At 70.5% G+C, this 20,107-nt stretch carries 15 protein-coding genes and 2 rRNA genes; 7 read left to right on the top strand and 10 right to left on the bottom strand.

All coding sequences use genetic code 11. The features are described 5' to 3' along the window. Positions 1–6: 6 nt before the first annotated feature. A complete protein-coding gene (secA, locus tag ACIGDI_RS00085; protein ID WP_399888250.1) occupies positions 7–2,865 on the bottom strand; it encodes a preprotein translocase subunit SecA in 2,859 nt (952 codons plus the stop codon). 302 nt (positions 2,866–3,167) lie between these two features. Between secA and ACIGDI_RS00080 the strand changes: the two genes are divergently transcribed. After that, on the top strand, positions 3,168–3,749 hold the full coding sequence (locus ACIGDI_RS00080; protein WP_399888247.1) for a GNAT family N-acetyltransferase: 582 nt from the start codon (positions 3,168–3,170) through the stop codon (positions 3,747–3,749). Positions 3,750–3,876: 127 nt separating this feature from the next. Further along, positions 3,877–5,076, top strand: coding sequence for a winged helix-turn-helix domain-containing protein (locus tag ACIGDI_RS00075; protein WP_399888244.1), 1,200 nt, complete (start codon positions 3,877–3,879; stop codon positions 5,074–5,076). Positions 5,077–5,099: 23 nt separating this feature from the next. Here the strand turns inward: ACIGDI_RS00075 and ACIGDI_RS00070 are convergent, their stop codons facing one another. From ACIGDI_RS00070 to mtnA, 7 genes are all read right to left on the bottom strand, one after another. Continuing rightward, entirely contained in the window at positions 5,100–5,846 is a 747-nt protein-coding gene (locus ACIGDI_RS00070) for a response regulator transcription factor (RefSeq protein WP_030943352.1), read from the bottom strand. Positions 5,847–6,051: 205 nt separating this feature from the next. Then, on the bottom strand, positions 6,052–6,744 hold the full coding sequence (hpf, locus tag ACIGDI_RS00065; RefSeq protein ID WP_200704725.1) for a ribosome hibernation-promoting factor, HPF/YfiA family: 693 nt from the start codon (positions 6,742–6,744) through the stop codon (positions 6,052–6,054). A gap of 309 nt (positions 6,745–7,053) precedes the next feature. Continuing rightward, on the bottom strand, positions 7,054–7,899 hold the full coding sequence (locus tag ACIGDI_RS00060) for a ComF family protein (protein ID WP_399888239.1): 846 nt from the start codon (positions 7,897–7,899) through the stop codon (positions 7,054–7,056). A gap of 102 nt (positions 7,900–8,001) precedes the next feature. After that, positions 8,002–9,840: an LpqB family beta-propeller domain-containing protein gene (locus ACIGDI_RS00055; protein ID WP_399888237.1), complete on the bottom strand. Its 1,839-nt coding sequence runs from the start codon at positions 9,838–9,840 to the stop codon at positions 8,002–8,004. Further along, positions 9,830–11,896 (bottom strand): MtrAB system histidine kinase MtrB, encoded by a 2,067-nt coding sequence (mtrB, locus tag ACIGDI_RS00050; RefSeq protein ID WP_399888234.1) that lies wholly within the window; start codon positions 11,894–11,896, stop codon positions 9,830–9,832. The genes ACIGDI_RS00055 and mtrB overlap by 11 nt, the downstream gene beginning before the upstream one ends. Before the next feature lies 1 nt (position 11,897). After that, on the bottom strand, positions 11,898–12,587 hold the full coding sequence (gene mtrA, locus ACIGDI_RS00045; RefSeq protein ID WP_187284748.1) for a two-component system response regulator MtrA: 690 nt from the start codon (positions 12,585–12,587) through the stop codon (positions 11,898–11,900). 212 nt (positions 12,588–12,799) lie between these two features. Beyond that, entirely contained in the window at positions 12,800–13,945 is a 1,146-nt protein-coding gene (gene mtnA / locus ACIGDI_RS00040; protein ID WP_399888230.1) for an S-methyl-5-thioribose-1-phosphate isomerase, read from the bottom strand. Between the two features lie 140 nt (positions 13,946–14,085). Between mtnA and ACIGDI_RS00035 the strand changes: the two genes are divergently transcribed. From ACIGDI_RS00035 to ACIGDI_RS00015, 5 genes are read left to right on the top strand one after another with little or no spacing between them, the layout of a single operon-like run. Continuing rightward, positions 14,086–15,435, top strand: a complete 1,350-nt coding sequence (locus tag ACIGDI_RS00035; RefSeq protein WP_399888228.1) for a hypothetical protein — start codon at positions 14,086–14,088, stop codon at positions 15,433–15,435. 4 nt (positions 15,436–15,439) lie between these two features. Further along, on the top strand, positions 15,440–16,222 hold the full coding sequence (locus tag ACIGDI_RS00030; protein ID WP_399888226.1) for a DUF4129 domain-containing protein: 783 nt from the start codon (positions 15,440–15,442) through the stop codon (positions 16,220–16,222). Beyond that, on the top strand, positions 16,219–17,415 hold the full coding sequence (locus ACIGDI_RS00025) for a DUF4350 domain-containing protein (protein WP_399888223.1): 1,197 nt from the start codon (positions 16,219–16,221) through the stop codon (positions 17,413–17,415). Before ACIGDI_RS00030 ends, ACIGDI_RS00025 begins: the two co-directional genes overlap by 4 nt. Beyond that, positions 17,415–18,404 carry an AAA family ATPase gene (locus ACIGDI_RS00020; RefSeq protein WP_399890423.1) on the top strand — a complete coding sequence of 330 codons (990 nt, stop codon included), beginning with the start codon at positions 17,415–17,417 and terminating at the stop codon, positions 18,402–18,404. Before ACIGDI_RS00025 ends, ACIGDI_RS00020 begins: the two co-directional genes overlap by 1 nt. Next, positions 18,404–19,714 carry a DUF58 domain-containing protein gene (locus ACIGDI_RS00015; protein WP_399888220.1) on the top strand — a complete coding sequence of 437 codons (1,311 nt, stop codon included), beginning with the start codon at positions 18,404–18,406 and terminating at the stop codon, positions 19,712–19,714. The genes ACIGDI_RS00020 and ACIGDI_RS00015 overlap by 1 nt, the downstream gene beginning before the upstream one ends. Positions 19,715–19,832: 118 nt before the next feature. Here ACIGDI_RS00015 and rrf read toward each other — a convergent pair. Both rrf and ACIGDI_RS00005 read right to left on the bottom strand, forming a co-directional pair. Then, a 5S ribosomal RNA gene (gene rrf / locus ACIGDI_RS00010) occupies positions 19,833–19,949 on the bottom strand. An 85-nt stretch (positions 19,950–20,034) separates the two neighbouring features. After that, positions 20,035–20,107 (bottom strand): 23S ribosomal RNA (locus tag ACIGDI_RS00005); the annotation flags it as partial.

Below are 20,107 nucleotides of genomic sequence, written 5' to 3'. Positions count from 1 at the left end.
CGTGCCCTACTTCTTGCGGCGTCGGCCGCCACGCGACTGCTTGCGGCGCTCCGCGCGCGTGAGGCCGTCGGCCTCGGAGCGCACCGGCTCGTCGTCGCCGACGAAGTCGCCCTCGATGGTGCCTCCCTCGCCGTCCACGGTCGGCGCGGAGAAGTGGAGGTTGCGGCGCTGCGGCGCGTCCAGGCCCTTGGCGCGGATCTCCGGGCGGGCACCCGCCTGCGCCGGCACGACGTCCTGCTTCTGCATGTCGACCGGTGCCGCGTCCTCGACCGGGACCTCCTCGACCTGCTGCTCGACCTGGACCTCCAGGTTGAACAGGTAGCCGACGGACTCCTCCTTGATGCCCTCCATCATCGCGGTGAACATGTCGAAGCCCTCGCGCTGGTACTCGACCAGCGGGTCCTTCTGCGCCATCGCGCGCAGGCCGATGCCCTCCTGGAGGTAGTCCATCTCGTAGAGGTGCTCGCGCCACTTGCGGTCCAGGACCGACAGCACGACCCGGCGCTCCAGCTCACGCATGATCTCGGAGCCGAGCTGCGCCTCGCGCGACTCGTACTGCTCGTGGATGTCGTCCTTGATGGACTCGGAGATGAACTCGGCGGTCAGACCGGCCCGGTCACCGGCCGCCTCCTCCAGCTCCTCGATGGTGACCTTCACTGGGTAGAGCTGCTTGAAGGCGCCCCACAGCCGCTCCAGGTCCCAGTCCTCCGCGAAGCCCTCGGCGGTCTCCGCCGCGATGTACGCGTCGATCGTGTCGTCCATGAAGTGCACGACCTGCTCCTGCAGGTCCTCGCCCTCCAGGACGCGGCGCCGCTCGCCGTAGATGACCTCGCGCTGCCGGTTGAGGACCTCGTCGTACTTCAGGACGTTCTTACGGGTCTCGAAGTTCTGCTGCTCGACCTGCGACTGCGCGGACGCGATCGCGCGCGTGACCATCTTGTTCTCGATCGGGACGTCGTCCGGGACGTTCGCCATCGACATCACGCGCTCGACCATCTGGGCCTTGAACAGCCGCATCAGGTCGTCGCCGAGGGAGAGGTAGAAGCGGGACTCGCCGGGGTCGCCCTGACGGCCGGAACGGCCGCGCAGCTGGTTGTCGATACGGCGCGACTCGTGCCGCTCGGTGCCCAGCACGTACAGGCCGCCGAGCTCCTCGACCTCTTCCTTCTCCGCCTTGACCGCCTGCTCGGCCCGCTCCAGGGCGGCGGGCAGGGCGTGCGCCCACTCCTCGATGTGCTCCTCGGGGTCGAGGCCGCGCTGGCGCAGCTCCGCCTCGGCGAGGTCCTCGGGGTTGCCGCCGAGCTTGATGTCGGTACCACGGCCGGCCATGTTCGTGGCCACGGTGACGGCGCCCTTGCGGCCGGCCTGGGCGACGATCGTCGCCTCCCGGTCGTGCTGCTTGGCGTTGAGGACCTCGTGCTGGATGCCGCGCTTGGACAGCTGCTGCGAGAGGTACTCGGACTTCTCGACCGACGTCGTGCCGACGAGGATCGGCTGGCCCTTCTCGTGCTTCTCCGCGATGTCGTCGACGACCGCCTCGAACTTGGCGACCTCGGTGCGGTAGATGAGGTCCGACTGGTCCTTGCGGATCATCGGCTTGTTGGTGGGGATCGGGACCACGCCGAGCTTGTAGATCTGGTGGAACTCGGCGGCCTCGGTCATCGCCGTACCGGTCATGCCGGAGAGCTTGCTGTAGAGGCGGAAGAAGTTCTGCAGGGTGATCGTGGCGAGCGTCTGGTTCTCGTCCTTGATGTCCACCCCTTCCTTCGCCTCGATCGCCTGGTGCATGCCCTCGTTGTAGCGGCGGCCGGCGAGGATACGGCCGGTGTGCTCGTCGACGATCATGACCTCGCCGTCGATGACGACGTAGTCCTTGTCCTTCTTGAAGAGCTCCTTGGCCTTGATGGCGTTGTTCAGGTAGCCCACCAGAGGCGTGTTCACCGACTCGTAGAGGTTGTCGATGCCCAGCCAGTCCTCGACCTTGCTGACGCCGGACTCGTGGATGGCGACGGTGCGCTTCTTCTCGTCGACGTCGTAGTCGCCGGTCTCCTCCAGGCCCTTGAGGGGGTTGCCCGCCTCGCCCTTCTTCAGGCGCAGGACCAGTTTGGCGAAGTCGCCGTACCACTTGGTGGCCTGGTCGGCCGGGCCGGAGATGATCAGCGGCGTACGGGCCTCGTCGACGAGGATGGAGTCGACCTCGTCGACGATGGCGTAGTTGTGGCCGCGCTGGACGAGCTCGTCCTGGGACCACGCCATGTTGTCGCGGAGATAGTCGAAGCCGAACTCGTTGTTCGTGCCGTACGTGATGTCGCAGTTGTACTGCTCGCGGCGCTCGGCCGGCGTCATGTTGGCGAGGATGCAACCGACGGACAGACCGAGGAACTTGTGGACGCGGCCCATCATCTCGGAGTCGCGCTCGGCCAGGTAGTCGTTGACCGTGATGAGGTGGACGCCGCGGCCCGAGAGGGCGTTGAGGTAGGCGGGCAGGGTGCCGACGAGCGTCTTGCCCTCACCGGTCTTCATCTCGGCGACGTAGCCGAGGTGCAGGGCGGCGCCGCCCATCATCTGCACGTCGTAGTGACGCTGGCCCAGCACGCGCTTGGCGGCCTCGCGCACCGTGGCGAACGCCTCGGGCAGCAGGTCGTCGAGGACCTTGTCGATGATGTCGTCGTGCTTGGACTCGTCGGGCTCGTCTGCGAGAGCCTCGGCGATCCGCGCCTTGTAGTCATCGGTGAGGGCCCGCAGCTCGGCGTCGGAGAGGTCGACGAAGTCCTCTTCGATGGAGTTGACCTGGTCCGCGATGCGGTGCAGCTTGCGCAGGATCTTGCCTTCGCCTGCACGCATGATCTTCGAGAGGACGGACACGGGGGTTGGTCTCCTTGCCGGTCGGGCCTGGGACGGTCGGTTTCCATTTGCTCACTGAGCAACGGCCATCGTATGCGAGGACCCGGCCAAGCCGGGAGGCCCGCTGTGACGACGACCGCCCAGTGCTCTGCGCACCGCTTCAAATCTTGTTCAAAGCGGCCGACGGACGGGTTCAAAGGGGACAACGGACGGGCCCCGCGGATGGTGCCGGATCAGGCCCAGGAATTGCGCGAATTGTGATCACTCGCTCACGCACGGCAAAAGGATGGCGTCCGCGCACGGCCTCCGCGCAGAATCGGCCGATGGAACCCGTGACGCTCACGACCGCCCGTCTCCTTCTGCGCAGAGTCGGCCCGCAGGACACCGACGCGGTGTTCGCCGCCGTCCAGGACGCCGAAATCCAGCGCTGGACGATGGTCCCCTCGCCCTATCTCCCGGAACACGCGCGGACTTTCACCGAGGAGATCGCCCCCAAGGGCTGGGAGAGCGGTTCGTTGCTCACCTTCGGTCTGTTCCTCCCCGAAGGGGAGGAACTGGTCGGCATGCTGGACCTCGCCATGCGGTCTCTCAGCACCGCCGAGATCGGGTTCTGGGGTACGAGGGAACACCGCGGAAACGGTTATGTGACCGAGGCGGTCGTCGAGGTCTGCCGCTGGGCCTTCACCCGGTTGTCCGTCGACCGCGTGGAATGGCGCGCCGAAGTCGGCAACCACCCCTCGCGCGCGGTGGCGGAACGCGCGGGCTTCGTCATGGAGGGCGTCCTGCGCGCCGCGATCATCCACGGCGGCGTGCGCCGCGACGCGTGGGTGGGCGGCCTGCTGCCGTCGGACCTGGGACTGCCGTCGACGGCGCCGTACCTTCCGGCGCAGGTGTCGTCGACCTAGGGCCTGCCGTCCGGATCGGCTCGGCGTCGCGGGCCGTGATCCGCGGCCGGTCGTGCAGCCGGGCGGTGGGCACGACGAACGCCCAGCTCGAAGCCCATTGTCAGTGCCGCCCCCTATCGTGCCGACCATGACGACCCCGCGTCCCACCACCGACCTCTCGGCGGACGAGGCCCGCCGCATCGCCCTCCGCGCCCAGGGCTTCCTGGGCGCCCCCGACCGCAAGGGCGGTGTCCGCGGTGTCCTGCGCCATCTCGGCGCGGTCCAGCTGGACACGATCTCGGTCCTGGCCCGCTCCCACGAGCTCATCCCGTACGCCCGCCTGGGCGCGGTCGGCCGCAAGGCGGTGGAGGACGCCTACTGGAACACCGCCGCGTCCGGAGAGCCCCACGCCTTCGAGTACTGGTCCCACGCGGCGTGCATCCTCCCGGTCGAGGAGTGGCCCCACTTCGCGTTCCGCCGCCGCGCCTACCGGGCCCGCCCGCACTGGAACCACGACCTGCCCGACGGCGCCTACGACCAGGTCATCAAGCAGCTGCGCGCCGAAGGCCCGCTCACGGCCACGGAGTTGGGCGGGGCCAAGCGCACGAGCGAGTGGTGGGACTGGTCCGGCGCGAAGGTGGCCGTCGAGCGCGCCCTGATGTACGGCGAGGTGGTGTGCGTCCAGCGCCGCGGCTGGAAGCGCGTGTACGACCTGGCCGAGCGCGCGATCCCGGACACCCTGCTGCACGACGAGCTGGACGACGCGGAGTGCCTGCGCCGGCTCGTCGGCCTGGCGGGCCGGTCACTGGGCGTCGGCACGCGCGCGGACATCGCCGACTATCACCGTCTCAAGGGCGAGCAGGTGGACGCGGTGATCGCCGACTCGGGCCTGGTGCCGGTCACGGTCGAGGGCTGGGGCAAGCCGGCCTGGGCGGACCCCGCCGCCCTGGAGACACCTCCGCGCGGCCGCCACCGCACCACGCTGCTGTCCCCGTTCGACTCCCTCGTCTGGGAACGGGCGCGCGCGGAGCGGATCTTCGGCTTCACCCACCGCCTGGAGGCCTACGTCCCCAAGCCCAAGCGCGTGTACGGCTACTTCGCGATGCCGGTGCTGGCCGGCGGCCGTCTCGTCGGCCGGGTGGATCCTGCCCGCGAGGGCGCGACGCTGGTCGCCAAGCAGGTCACCCTGGACGGTCCGAAGGCGGTGCCGGCCGTGGCGGAGGCCCTGGTCGAGGCGGCGAGCTGGGTGAACTGCACGAGCGTACGCGTGGAGCGGGTCGACGCCCCCGAGCTGCACGCGCCCCTCACCAAGGAAGTGACGCGGGCCCTGGCCACGGCCCTGCGCTGACCGCGCCTGTCGCCTGTCGCCCGTCAGCGGATCTCGAGGATCTTCTCCCGCATCGCGTAGACCACCGCTTCCATCCTGGAGTGCAGCTGCAGCTTCTCCAGGATGTTGCGCACATGGTTCTTCACGGTGTTCTCGGAGATGAACAACTCCTTGGCGATGTCACGGTTGTTCATGCCCGTGGCGACGAGCTTGAGGACCTCCAGCTCGCGGTCGGTCAGCCGCGGCGCCGGCACCAGCCGGCGCTCGTCGGTCCGCTGGATCATCGACTTGAACTCGGTGAGGAGTTTCGACGCCATCGAGGGACTGATCTGCGACTGCCCGTCGGCGACGGCGCGGATGGCCGTGGCCACCTCGTCGGTGGAGATCTCCTTCAGCAGGTATCCGGTCGCGCCCGCCTTGATCGCGTCGTAGAGGTCGGCCTCCTCGTCGCTGATCGTCAGCATGATGATCTTGGCACTGGGTGCGACCTCCTTGATGGAGGTGCATGCCTCGATCCCGCCCCGCTTGGGCATCCGCACGTCCATCAGGACGATGTCGGGCAGCAGGTCGGCGGCCTTGTCGACGGCCTCGGCGCCGTCCCCGGCCTCCCCGACGACCTGGATGTCCTCCTCGGCCGCGAGCACGATCTCCAGGCCACGGCGGAAGAGGGCGTGGTCGTCCACGACAAGGACTCTGATCGGTTCCTTGCGTGGAGAGCCCGCATCCGGGCCCATGCCGACGACGCCGCCGTCGGCATCCTCGTCACGCATCGGTCCGAAGCTGTCCGCCATCGTTCCTCCCCCTGAAGGCTGTGGCCTGTGGTGCTGTGCCAACGCCAACCCAAGGCAACGACCCACCGGTTGGGCCATTGCGGCCATGATTCCATGCCCGGCCGACAACGCGGTGACAGAGCGGGGCGCGAAGTGGTCGCACACCGGTGCCCCTGGGGGCGCACAGGCGCTCCAGGGGCACCGGATCGACTGTCGGACGCGTGGATCAGCCGCCCAGCGTGCCGCCGGGCGCGGGGGAGTGCCCCTGGGCGACCATCGGGTCCGTGCTGAGGTGGATGACGCCGTAGTCATAGGCGTGCCGTCGGTAGACGACACTCGGTTCCTTCGTCTCGGAGTCGACGAAGAGATAGAAGTCGTGTCCGACCAGCTCCATCTCGTAGAGAGCCTGGTCGAGGGTCATCGGGGAGGCGACGTGCGTCTTCTCGCGGACGATGAGGGGCCCTTCGCCCTTCACCTCCAGCGAACCGATCTTCTTCGTGGGTACGCCGTCCGGCTCTTCCTCGTGAACGGCCTGGCCGTTGCCGTTGAGCGTCGCCGCGCCCGGAACGTGGTCGGGGACCTCGGCTGCCGAGATCCTGCGCGCACCACGGCGCGAGAACCGCTTGTCGTGCTGCTTGCGCAGCCGGGCGTCCAGCTTCTCCGCCGCCAGGTCGAGCGCCGCGTACGGATCGCTTGCCGCTGCCTCCGCCCGGATCACCGGCCCGCGGGAGCGGAGCGTGATCTCCACTCGGTCACAGCGGTCGGCCTGTCGGGGGTTGGGCTCCTTGGACACCTCGACGTCGAGGCTGATCACCTTGCCATCGAGCTTCTGGATCTTCTCCAGCTTCAGCTTCTCGGCCACGTGCTTCCGGAACCGCTCGGGCACCTCGGTCTTGCGGCCCTTGACGACGATGTCCACGCAGAACTCCGTTCCCGGATCGCTCCGCCTCGCTGCGGAGCATCTCCCTTTTGCACCAGGTTCCGGTGCTCCGGAACCTCGGACTCGGTGACTTCCACCTCCTCCCCCGCGGACAAGATCTCCACTCCACCACCACGGGTGATAGTTGAAAACCCGCAGCACGGCATTCGTCCATGAGAGGTGTGGCCTGCGCCTTTCTCTCACAACCGAACATATCTCGCCCGGACGGATGTCGTCACCCTCTACTCCCGCGTACCTCCGTTCAGGTGAATTGACCCTCTCATTACCTGCAACGATGCAAGTCAGCGGTCAGTTCCGGTTTATTTCGAAAGCATCCGGAGGCGCGGCCACCACGGCCGCGTGGACGACGTCGGCCGTGCCCGCCATTCCCGGCACTCCGGGCATCCCTCCGGCCTTCCGTTCCGCCGGTCCGGCCGCCTGTTCTCCTCTGACTTCCCGAGTCACGGCCGTATACACGGCCGTTGTCGCTCCGTCGTACGAAATCGGCCCCGCCGTCCGCACGGCCCGCGCCGCCTCCGCCAAGGAGGCACCGGTCGTCATCAGGTCGTCGACGAGCACCACCCGGCCCTCGCGCAGCAGCCGCGCGCCACCCGGCGCCACGGCGAGCGCGCCCGCCAGATTCCTTAGCCGCTGGCGGGAGTTGAGCCCCGCCTGGTCGGCCACGGCACGCCGCTGCCGCAGCACCGCGACCACCCGCGCGGGCAGCCCGTCGCGCCGCAACTGCCCCGCCGCGGCCAGCGCGATCCTCCTGGCCGGATCATGTCCCCGCGCCCGCACCGCCGCCCGCGCGGACGGCACCGGGACGAGCAGCACCGGAAGACCCGCGTCGGCGTCCGCCACCTGCCGCAGCCCCGCCCGCACGGCCTCCGCCAGGGCCGCGCCCAGGGGTGCCGCCAGGGCCAGGGCACCCCGTTCCTTGTGGGCCAGCAGCACGGCCCGTACCGCGTCCGCGTACCGGGCGGCCGCGTGCACCACGGGCAGCCCGTCCGGCTCCGGCACCGGTCGCACCCGGCTCGGCCCGGGCCCGCTCAGAGCGGCACGGCACTCCGGGCAGAGCACCGTGCGAGACCTCCCGCAGCCTCCGCACTCGGCCGGCAGCACCAGCTCGGTGAGGTCCTGCCACCACCCCCGCATGCCGTCCACTGTGCCAACGCACGGGCTGCCCTGCCAGCCCTGTGGAAAACTCCCTGTGGACAACTCACCGCCGCCTGCGCGCCCGGCGCGGCAGCGGCCGGTTCAGCCCGGATAGACGGGCGCCGACCCGTCCGTGACCAGCTTCTGCCACTGCCCGCCGGAGGGCAGCCGGACGATCCCGTCCTCCGAGTACGCCACCAGCGGCAGCCCGTCGTCGGACTCGGCCGCGGTGATCTCCTTGACGCCGGTGAGGGCCGCGGGCGCGGGTCCTTCCGGTGTGGAGCCGTCGACCTGGACGTACCGCATGGTCTGCACTCCGCCGTGCTCGCGCCCGACCACCACGAGCCGGCTGTCGCCCGCCCATGACATGGCCGTCACGTCCTCCAACTCCGGTGCCCCGGGACGCGGTTCGAGCACCGAGACCGTGGGCTTGCCGCCCTCCGTACCGCGCTCGATCCGCCCGATCATCAGCGACTTCTTGGTGCCCTTGGCCACGACCAGCGCGACCCGCACCCCGTCGGCGGCCACCCGGACCTCCTCGATCCGGCCGTCCAGCTCGGGCGTCTTCACCTCGACCGGCTCGCCCGCGCCGTGCTGGAGCACCAGCAGCCGTGCGTTGTCGGGATCACGGTCGGCCACCCAGAGGTCGCCCTGCGCGTCCCAGCTCGGCGCGGTCAGCCGGTCGTCGCTCGTCGCGCCGTGGCTCGTCAGCACGGGGTTGCCGAGCGGGTCGTCCGACACCAGCGACGCGACGTAGAGCCGGCTGCCGTCGGCGCCGACCGCCGCCGCGGTCCGCTCGTCGCGCGAGACGGCGACCGACCGCAGCTGCTTCTCGTTGTCGCCCAGCGGCCCGGGCACGGGCACCGGATCGGCCTTCGGGCCCCGGCTGCCCGCGGGGATCCGCACCAGCCGACTCTTGCCCTCGACGAAGTACAGGTTGCCGGGCGTCTGCGCCGAGCCTTGCGCGGCGACTTCATCGCTGCGGTCCTCGTTGAGCGAGCACAGCCTCTTTTTGCCGGACCGCAGGGCCACCGTGTCCACCGCGGGGGCGAAATTCTGCACCGTGAACAGCAGCTGGGCCGCCATCTCGTCGCATCGGTCCAGCCCGACCCGGGCCGCGTTCTTGTTCAGCGGCACTGTCAGCGTGTTCTGGTCGTCCGGCGCCAGCGAGGTGACGCCCTTCTGCAGCGCCGACCCGGTGGGGAAACTCGTCCGCACGACCTGGTCCAGCCAGTGCGTGGGGCCGCTGAGCAGCGAACGCACTATCTGCGTCGTGGGGTCCACCCGCCGGCGTACGAACACGGGGTCCGCCACGGCCGTCGGGTGCGTCGACCCCGCGGCGGCGTCGACGGCGAAGAAGTACTTGTTGACGGACATGTAGTTGCGCTGGAAGTCCGACTTCCCCATGACGACGCCCTGCGGCAGCCGGTCGATGCGCCACTGCTGGGTCTTCTTGTCCCGCACGAGATGCACCAGCGACGCGTAGGGCCCACTGTCCGGCGAGTACGACTGCTGCGTGTCCACCCTGGCGACCCTGGTGCCCTTCAGCGTGTACGACACCTCGTCGGAGTCGTCCCTGGCGTCCGATCGCCGGTTGCTGGCGGTGCCCGGACCGTCCGCGAGGACCGTGATGGAAAGCTCCGGCTGCCAGGTCCGCGACGCCGTACCGGTCAGGTACTGCCGCGCCGTCGAATAGTTCGGATCATCGCTGGTCAGCGCCTCCAGGAAGCCCGACACGATCTCCTGGGGCTGTGCGTTCTCCTGCGGCGGCATGGCGAACACCCGCACCTGGGTGTCCTGCTGCGGCGTGGAGTCGACCCCGCGCAGATCCCCGTTGTCGGGCATCGACGCGCACCCGGCCAGCACTACGACGCCCAGGGCGCCGTACGCCATCGCGCGCAGCGGTCTGCGCCGGGCGCCCCCCTCGCGGTCAGCGCCCACGGAATGCCTCCCCCTGCTTCTGCGAGTCCTCCGGCCCGGAGACGTCCGGGCGGTTCGGGGCCTCATTCCGTGCCCCCTCCGCCGGGGGCGTGTCGTCCTGCTGGGCCCGTGCGCCCGATGCGGGCCGGGGCACCACGCGCGCGCCGTTGCCGGGCAACGCCGTGGGATCGGCCGTGGCGGTCACACCGTTCCGCCTCGGGGTTATCGCCTGTATCTGGTCTCCCGCGGCCTGTACGGGCACGGTGGCGGCCTTCTCGGCCCCTCCGCGCGGCAGACCGGCGTCGTCGAGGCCGCGGTTGCGCCGCGAGTCCTTCGGTTCCAGCGGTATCGGCGAGCCCCGCAGCGGCTCGTCCGCGGTGCGCGGCAGCGTCAGCCGGAACTGTGATCCGCCGCCCGGCTCGCCCCAGGCCTGCAGCCAGCCGCCGTGCAGCCGCGCGTCCTCCAGGGCGATCGACAGGCCCAGACCCGTACCGCCGGTGGTACGCGCGCGTGCCGGGTCGGCCCGCCAGAAGCGGCTGAACACGCGCGTGGCCTCGCCGGGCTTGAGTCCGACGCCGTAGTCGCGCACCGCGACGGCGACCGCGCCGCCCGCCGAGGCGAGCTTGACGACGACGTCCTTGCCCTCGCCGTGCTCCACGGCGTTGACGACGAGGTTGCGCAGCACCCGCTCCACCCGGCGGGCGTCCGCCTCGGCGACGACGGGCTGCTGGTCGCCGACGACCCGTATCGTCGTCCCCTTGCGCTCGGCGAGCGGCTCGGACCCGCTGACGACCCTGCGCACGACCTCCCGCAGGTCTATCGGCTCCGCCTCCAGTGCCGCCGCGCCGGCGTCGAACCGGCTGATCTCCAGCAGATCGGCGAGCAGCGACTCGAACCGGTCCAGCTGGTCGGCGAGCAGCTCCGCCGACCGCGCGGTCACCGGATCGAAGTCCTCGCGGGCCTCGTGGATGACGTCCGCGGCCATCCGTACGGTCGTCAGCGGTGTCCGCAGCTCGTGCGACACGTCGGACACGAACCGCCGCTGCATCCGCGACAGGTCCTCCAGCTGCTGGATCTTCAGCTGCAGGTTCTGCGCCATCTTGTTGAAGGCCTCGCCCAGTCGTGCGATGTCGTCCTCGCCGGTGACCTTCATACGCTCCTGCAGCCGCCCGGCGGACAGCCGTTCGGCGATGCCGGCGGCCATCCGCACCGGCGTGACCACCTGCCGCACCACGAGCCACGCGATGGCCCCGAGCAGCACCACGACGAACAGTCCGGCGGTCGCGAGCGTGCCCTTGACCAGGCTGAGCGACTTCTCCTCCTGCGTGAGCGGGAAGAGGTAGTAGAGCTGGTACGGGTCGCCGTTCGGGTCGTTGACCTGCTTGCCGATGACCAGCGCCGGCTGGGACTCCTTGTTGTTGTTGTAGATGATGCGGGTGTAGCTCTGGGCGGCCGTCGGGTTGTCGTTGATCCGCGCACGCAGGTCCTCGGGCACGCTGGCGGAGGGGTCGACGTAGCCGGAGGCCCGCGGTCCGCGGCCACCGCCGCTGTCGTCTCCGGCGGGCAGCGTCACCACGTCGAAGGCGCCCTGCCCGCCGCTGGACAGCGACGACACGAGGTTGCTCATCCAGGAGATGAGGCTCTGCGCGGAACGTCCGTCCCCGGCCGTGCCGTCGTCGCCGGTTCCGGCCTCGGCCTCGTCGGCCTTCTGCTTGGCCACCGCGAATCCACCGGCGGCCTGGCTCTGCGAGGCCTTCACCTTGGCGTCCAGCAGCCCGTTGCGGACCTGCCCGATCACGACGAAGCCAAGCAGCAGTACCACGCCCAGCGACATCAGCAAGGTGGTGGCGACGACCTTGAGTTGGATGTTGCGCCGCCACAGCCGCATGACGGGCAGCAGCGGCCGCCGCACCCAGCGCATGAACAGCCGCAGCACGGGGCTGCCTTGGACACCGCCCTGCAGCAGCCCGCCCTCGAACAGGCGCCTCCAGCGGGAGCCCGCCGCCTTCCGGCCGACAGGCCGCCCCGCGCGGGCCCCTGCCGACCCGGTCGCCGAAGCGGCACTGTCACCGGTCATGTCAGCTCGGTCCTGCCTTGTACCCCACGCCACGGACGGTCACCACGATCTCCGGCCGCTCCGGGTCCTTCTCGACCTTGGAGCGCAGCCGCTGCACGTGAACATTCACCAGCCGGGTGTCAGCGGCATGGCGGTATCCCCACACCTGCTCGAGCAGCACCTCACGGGTGAACACCTGCCAGGGCTTGCGGGCCAGGGCGACCAGCAGGTCGAACTCCAGCGGCGTCAGCGCGATCGACTGCCCGTCCCGCTTCACGGAGTGACCGGCCACGTCGATCACCAGATCGCCGATGGCCAACTGCTCCGGCGCCGGTTCCTCGGACCTCCTGAGCCGCGCCCGGATCCGGGCCACGAGCTCCTTCGGCTTGAACGGCTTGACGATGTAGTCGTCAGCCCCCGACTCCAGCCCGACCACCACGTCGACGGTGTCGCTCTTGGCCGTGAGCATCACGATCGGCACACCCGACTCGGCCCTGATCAGACGGCAGACCTCGATGCCGTCCCGGCCGGGCAGCATCAGGTCGAGCAGCACCAGATCGGGCTTGCTCTCCCGGAACGCGGCCAGCGCCTTGTCGCCGTCGGCTACGAAAGACGGCTCAAAACCTTCACCACGCAGCACGATGCCGAGCATCTCGGCAAGTGCGGTGTCGTCGTCGACGACAAGGACTCGTCCCTTCATAAACGACATCATCCCATTCTCATAACGGTGGCGAAGGTGCAGGTGAGCAGCGTCACTGGCCCGTGACGATAGTCGTATCCGGGCGTCACTGTCTGCCCCTGTCCCCTGACGTCGACATCGGCGACGTGTGTCGCTACCCAGAGTAGGCGGAGGCAGCGACACCTCTTCGCCGACGGCGTCGGGACAGAGCCTCCGTTCCGGCGAAGGCCACGCCACCCCATGAGCTACGTCGAGACCGGGCGGGACCTCGCGCACAGTCCTGCGAGAGCCTCGGCGGTCACGGGAGAGACCGCGCCCTCTTCCGTGACGATCGCGGTGACCAGCTCGGGCGGCGTGATGTCGAACGCCGGGTTGTACGCCTGAGTTCCCAGGGGAGCCACCGGAATACCGCCGCCCGCCTCCGCTCCCATCGTCGGCACCTGGGGCGCTGTGAGCTCGGTCACCTCATGCCCGGGACGCTGCTCCACTTCGATGGACGCCCCGTCGGGAGTGTCCAGATCGATCGTCGTCGTCGGCGCCACCACGATGAACGGCACATGGTGGTACCGCGCGAGCACCGCGAGCGGATAGCTCCCCACCTTGTTCGCCACCGAGCCGTCGGCCGCGATGCGGTCGGCCCCGATCAGCACCGCGTCCACCTCACCTGCGGCGAACAGCGAGCCCGCCGCGTTGTCCGTGAGCAAGGTGTACGCCATCCCGTTGCGCGCCGCCTCGTACGCCGTCAGCCGAGCGCCTTGCAGCAACGGACGCGTCTCGTCGACCCAGAGCCGCCGCAACTGGCCCGTCCGGTGCGCCGCGAGTGCCACGGCGAACGCCGTCCCCTCACCGCCCGACACCAGCGCACCGGTGTTGCAGTGGGTGAGGATCCGGTACCCGCCGCCGGGCAGCAGCTCGTCGAGCAGCGCCAGCCCGCGCTCGGCCATCCGCGCGCTGGCCTCGGCGTCCTCCTCGTGCAGTGCCCGCGCCGCGGTCAGCGCGGCCGTCGCGGCCTGCTCGGGGTCGCCGCTCCTGGCGTACTCCGCCCGGTAGGCGGCCTGCGCCCTGCGCACCCCGACGGCGAGGTTCACCGCGGTCGGCCGGGCTCCCGCCAGCGTGTTCGCGGCGTCGTCCACGTCGAAGCCACGTACGGCGGCGAGCGCGACGCCGTAGGCCCCCGCGATGCCGAGCAGCGGCGCCCCGCGCACGGCGAGCGACCGGATCGCCTCCACCAGCGCGGACGCGTCCGTACAGACCAGCTCGACCTCCTCGGCCGGCAGCCTTGTCTGGTCGAGAAGCACCACCACGGGGCCCTCGGGTGGCTCCTCCCAACGGATCGCCGGGGTCTCGGTCGGTTTGCTGTCCTCGCCGTATTGCGCGTACTGATCAGCCATGCCGTCAGTCTGCCCCTTTTTCCGCAGACAATTGAAGGTGCGCAGCCCATACCGCGGCCGGTACCAGGGCGACCACCCCATGGCACGATGGCAGCCAACCTGCCGCCGCGACCGCGGACGGGCACCGTGAAGGAGCGACGATGAAAGACACTCCGGGCTGGGCCTCGCCCGGATCTGCCCCGTCCGACGGCCAGGAACCCGGCGCCTCCGGCCCTGCCGAGCCCCACGACCGACCCGGCACGACGGACTCCGCCGGCCGGCCGGGCACCGATGCGCAGGACCAGGGCGTGAAGTGGTCCAAGGAGCAGCCTCCGGCCGGGCAGTGGTCCGCGCCCACCGGACCCGCGAGCCCGGGCCAGACCCCGCCGCCCCCACCGCCCGGCCCCGGCTGGGGCGGCCGGCCTCCCGGCGGCAGCGGCGGTCCGGGCGGCCAAGGGGGGTACGGCGGCTACGGGTCCCCCGGCGGCTGGAGCGGCGGTTGGGGTGGCGCCTGGGGCGGCCCTCCGCCCGCGGCCAAGCCCGGCGTGATCCCGCTCCGCCCGCTCGGCGTGGGCGAGATCCTCGACGGCGCGGTCTCCACCATGCGCACCTACTGGCGCACGGTCCTCGGCATCTCGCTGACCGTCGCCGTCGTCACCCAGATCGCCGTCATCCTGCTGCAGGGCTTCGCCCTCAACGACAACGCCACCGCGGACACCCTGAGCGATCCGAGCGCCAGCCTCAGCGAGGTCACCCGCGCCATGGGCGACACCATGGCGAACACCGCCGTGGTCTTCCTGATCTCCCTGATCGGCACGATCACGGCGACCGCCCTGCTCACGACGGTCACCAGCCGGGCCGTGCTCGGCAAGCCCGTCGCCATCGGCGAGGCCTGGCGCGACGCCCGCCCGCAGGTACTCAAGCTGTTCGGTCTGATCTTCCTGCTGATGCTCATCACGTTCGGCATCGTCTTCGGCGGCACACTGCCCGGCATCCTCGTCGCCCTCTCCGGCTCGAGCACCGCGGGCGCCGCGCTGGCCGTCCTCGGCGGACTCGGCGCGGGCGTCGTCGCCCTGTGGCTGATGATCCGCTTCTCGCTCGCCTCCCCCGCGCTGATGCTGGAGAAGCAGAGCATCACCAAGTCGATGGGCCGCTCCGTGAAGCTGGTCCGCGGCTCCTGGTGGCGGATCTTCGGCATCCAGCTGCTCGCCACGGTCATCGCGAACATCGTCGCCTCGATCGTGGTCATCCCCTTCACCTTCATCGGCGCGGCCCTCGGCGGCGACGGCATCGTCGGCTTCCTCAACAGCGGGGGCCACGTCGGCTGGACGTTCCTGATCATCAGCGGGATCGGCTCGGTGATCGGCTCCATGATCACGTTCCCGATCACGGCCGGCGTCACCGTGCTGCTCTACATCGACCAGCGCATCCGCCGAGAAGCCCTCGACCTCGACCTGGCCCGCGCCGCCGGCGTCCAGGGGTACGGCACCGGCACCCGCTCGGGGAGCTGATGCGGTGAGTCCGACGGGGGGAGTTCTCACCACGGCGCCGGCACTGCCACGCGCCGCCGGATCGGCCGTACGGGCCCTGCTGCGCGCCGGCGACACATCTCTGCTGTCGTCGGTGCGCTCCGGCGACGAACCACCGGTGACGATCCCGCGCGACCCCGCGCGGGAAGCGGCCCGGCGCGAGCTGTCCAAGCGCATGTACCACGAGAACGACCCCAGCCTGTTCCAGCGAGCCCTCAACGCCTTCTGGGACTGGATCGACAAACTGTTCGGCTCGGCCGCCGCCGCGACCCCCGGAGGCGCGCTCGGCCTGGTGGTCATCATCGTGGCGGTCCTCCTGGTACTGGGCGCGCTGTGGTGGCGCCTGGGCACCCCAGGCCGCCAACCCACCTCCTCCGCCGCCCTGTTCGACGACCGCCCCCGCAGCGCCGCCGACCACCGTGCCGCCGCCGAGGCACACGCCGCCCAGGGCCACTGGAACCAGGCCGTCCAGGAACGCATGCGCGCCATCGTCCGCTCCCTCGAGGAACGCGCACTCCTCGACGTCCGCCCCGGCCGCACCGCCGACGAGGCCGCCGCCGAAGCGGGCCGCGCCCTGCCGTCCCACACGGACCGACTGCGCACGGCGGCCCGGGACTTCGACGACGTCACGTACGGCGGCCGCAGGGCGAGCGAGATGTCGTACAGCCGCATCGCCGAACTCGACCGCGACCTCGAACGCGCCAAGCCCCAACTCGCGAACAGCACCCTCAGCACGGCGCCCAACACCCGCCAGGGAGAGGACGGATGACCGCCGAGGCCACCACGCTCCCCTCCACCTCGGTCTCGCCCACCGCCCGCCAGGTGTGGACCCGCGCGCGAGGCATCGCCCTCGCCGTGATCCTCATCCTGGCCGCGGCCGTCGTCATCGCCGTGGTCCGCTCCGACGTCCGGCACGGCGAACTCGACCCGCGCTCGGTCGACCCCTACGGCAGCCGCGCGGTCGCCGAGATCCTCGCCGACCACGGCGTCACCACGCGCGTGGTCACCACGCTGACCGAGGCGCGCGCCGCGGCCTCCCCGAACACCACTCTCCTGGTCGCCGTCCCGGACCGGCTGACGCAGCGTCAACAGACCGCGCTGCACACCGCGATCGCCGACTCCGGCGGCCGCACCGTCCTGGTCGCACCCGGCAGCTCCTCCGTCGAGAGGCTCGTCCCCGGCGTGACGGCGGACCCCGCCACGAGCTTCGGCTCCACACTCGCCCCCGACTGCGGACTGCCCGCCGCCCAGCGCGCCGGCCGCGCCGACACCGGCGGCATCCGCTACACCACCACCCACCTCGACGCCGCCAAGTGCTACCCCAGCGAGCGCCTGGCCACCCTCCTGCGCATTCCGCAGACCTCCGGAGACGGCGACACCATCGTCCTCGGCGCGCCCGACATCCTCCTGAACGACCGTCTCGACGAGCAGGGCAACGCCTCGCTCGCCCTGCAACTCCTCGGCTCCCGCCCCCATCTGGTCTGGTACCTCCCCTCGCTCTCCGACTCCTCGGCCACCGACGGCGGCGAGAAGAGCTTCCTGGACCTGCTCCCCTCCGGCTGGCTCTGGGGCACCCTGCAGCTCTTCATCGCCGCAGCCCTCGCCGCCCTCTGGCGGGCACGCCGGTTCGGCCCCCTCGTGCCCGAGAAACTGCCGGTGGCGATCCGCGCCTCCGAGACCGTCGAAGGCCGCGCCCGCCTCTACCGCAAGGCCAACGCCCGCGACCGTGCGGCCGCCGCTCTTCGCTCCACCACCCGCACCCGCCTCGCCCCCCTCGTAGGCGTCCCCGTCTCCCAGGCGCACGCGCCCGAGACCCTGCTCCCCGCGCTGTCCGCCCACCTCCGCGGCGACGGACAGTCCCTGCACTCCCTGCTCTTCGGCCCGCCGCCCAGTGACGACGCGGCCCTCATCGCCCTCGCCGACCAACTCGACGCCCTCGAAAGAGAGGTACGCCGTCCATGATGGACCCGACCACTGACAACGCCGGGATCACCGGGGACCCGGGCAGGGCCCGAGCCTCCCTGGAGGCCCTGCGCGCCGAGATCGCCAAAGCCGTGGTCGGCCAGGACCCCGCCGTGACCGGCCTCGTCGTCGCCCTCCTCTGCCGTGGACATGTGCTACTTGAAGGAGTCCCCGGGGTCGCCAAAACGTTGCTCGTCCGCGCTCTCGCATCGGCACTCGAACTCGACACCAAGCGCGTCCAGTTCACCCCCGACCTCATGCCGAGCGACGTCACCGGCTCCCTCGTCTACGACGCCCGAACCGCCGAGTTCTCCTTCCAGCCCGGTCCGGTCTTCACCAACCTCCTCCTGGCCGACGAGATCAACCGCACCCCGCCCAAGACCCAGTCCTCCCTCCTGGAGGCCATGGAGGAACGCCAGGTCACGGTCGACGGCACCCCCCGCCCGCTCCCGGACCCGTTCCTGGTCGCCGCGACCCAGAACCCGGTCGAGTACGAGGGCACCTACCCCCTCCCCGAGGCCCAGCTGGACCGTTTCCTCCTCAAGCTGACGATCCCGCTCCCCTCCCGCCAGGACGAGATCGACGTCCTCACCCGTCACGCCGAGGGCTTCAACCCGCGCGACCTGCGCGCCGCCGGCGTACGCCCGGTCGCCGGCCCCGCCGACCTGGAGGCGGCCCGCGCGGCCGTCGCCAAGACCACGATCTCCCCGGAGATCACCGCTTACGTGGTGGACATCTGCCGCGCCACACGCGAGTCCCCGTCCCTCACCCTGGGCGTCTCCCCGCGCGGCGCGACAGCTCTCCTGGCCACTTCACGCGCCTGGGCATGGCTGACAGGCCGCGACTACGTCATCCCCGACGATGTCAAGGCACTCGCCCTCCCCACTCTCCGCCACCGCGTGCAACTCCGCCCCGAGGCCGAGATGGAGGGCGTGACGGCCGACTCCGTCATCAACGCGATCCTCGCTCACGTCCCCGTCCCCCGCTGATGGCCCTCACCGGACGCGCCGCACTCCTCGCGGCACTCGGCTCCCTCCCCGTCGGCATCTGGGACCCAGGCTGGGCCGGCATCCTCGCCGTGAACGCCCCGCTGGCGGTGGCCTGCGCCTGCGACTTCGCCCTGGCAGCACCGGTACGACGACTCGGCCTGACGCGCTCAGGCGACACCAACGTGCGCCTGGGTGAGACCGCCGACGTCACCCTCACGGTCACCAACCCGTCCGGTCGCCTGCTCCGGGCACGCCTGCGCGACGCCTGGCCGCCGAGCAGCTGGCAGCCCGGCACCGAAGTCGAAGCATCCCGCCACCGCTTGACGGTCCCCGCGGGCGAACGCCGCCGCATCACCACCCGCCTGCGCCCGACCCGCCGCGGCGACCGGCAGGCCGACCGCGTCACGATCCGCTCCTACGGCCCACTCGGCCTGTTCACCCGCCAGGGCACCCACAGAGTCCCCTGGACGGTCCGCGTCCTACCGCCTTTCACCAGCCGCAAGCACCTTCCGTCCAAGCTGGCCCGCCTACGGGAACTGGACGGCCGCACCAGCGTGCTCATCCGCGGTGAGGGAACGGAATTCGACAGCCTCCGCGAATACGTCCCCGGCGACGACACCCGCTCCATCGACTGGCGTGCGACAGCCCGCCAGTCCACCGTCGCCGTACGCACCTGGCGCCCGGAGCGCGACCGCCACATCCTCCTGGTCCTGGACACCGGCCGCACCGCGGCAGGCCGCGTCGGCGATGCCCCGCGCCTCGATGCCTCCATGGACGCGGCCCTGCTCCTGGCAGCCCTCGCATCCCGTGCCGGCGACCGCGTGGACCTGCTGGCGTACGACCGCCGAGTCCGCTCCCTCGTTCAAGGCCGCACAGTTCGAGACGTCCTTCCGTCCCTCGTGAACGCCATGGCCACGGTAGAACCCGAGCTGGTCGAACTGGACGCTCGCGGCCTGACGGCCACAGCCCTTCGTACGGCCCCTCGCCGCTCCCTGATCGTCCTGCTGACCAGTCTCGACGCAGCCCCCGTGGAGGAGGGCCTGCTCCCCGTCCTGTCGCAACTCACCCAGCGGCACACGGTCCTCGTTGCCTCCGTGGCGGACCCGTACATCGCACGCATGGCGACAGCACGTGGAAACGCGGACGCGGTCTACGAGGCCGCGGCCGCCGCCCAGGCCCAGAGCGAACGCCACCGCACGGCGGAGCAACTCCGCCGGCATGGCGTCACCGTCGTCGACGAGACGCCGGACGACCTGGCGCCGGCGCTGGCGGACGCGTACCTGGCCTTGAAGACCGCAGGTCGTTTGTAGTTCAAGGGGGTCATCCAGCATGGAAACCCCCTTGAACCAGAGCGGGAGTTGCCCTAATTACCCCGAACGCAGAAAACCCCCGGACCGGTATCCCCGGCCGGGGGTTTTCTCAAAAATTGTTCGGCGGCGTCCTACTCTCCCACAGGGTCCCCCCTGCAGTACCATCGGCGCTGTAAGGCTTAGCTTCCGGGTTCGAAATGTAACCGGGCGTTTCCCTCACGCTATAACCACCGAAACACTATGAAACTGTCGAACTATGCCGCACCGTCGAAACGGGGCCGTTCGTGGTTTCAGAACCAACACAGTGGACGCGAGCAACTGAGGACAAGCCCTCGGCCTATTAGTACCGGTCACCTCCACACGTTACCGTGCTTCCAGATCCGGCCTATCAAC

It is taken from the genome of Streptomyces sp. NPDC085900, from assembly GCF_044540925.1.
Taxonomy (GTDB): domain Bacteria; phylum Actinomycetota; class Actinomycetes; order Streptomycetales; family Streptomycetaceae; genus Streptomyces; species Streptomyces gilvifuscus.
The sequence above is the reverse complement of the archived record's forward strand: the minus strand, read 5'-3'. Positions and strand labels throughout refer to the sequence as shown.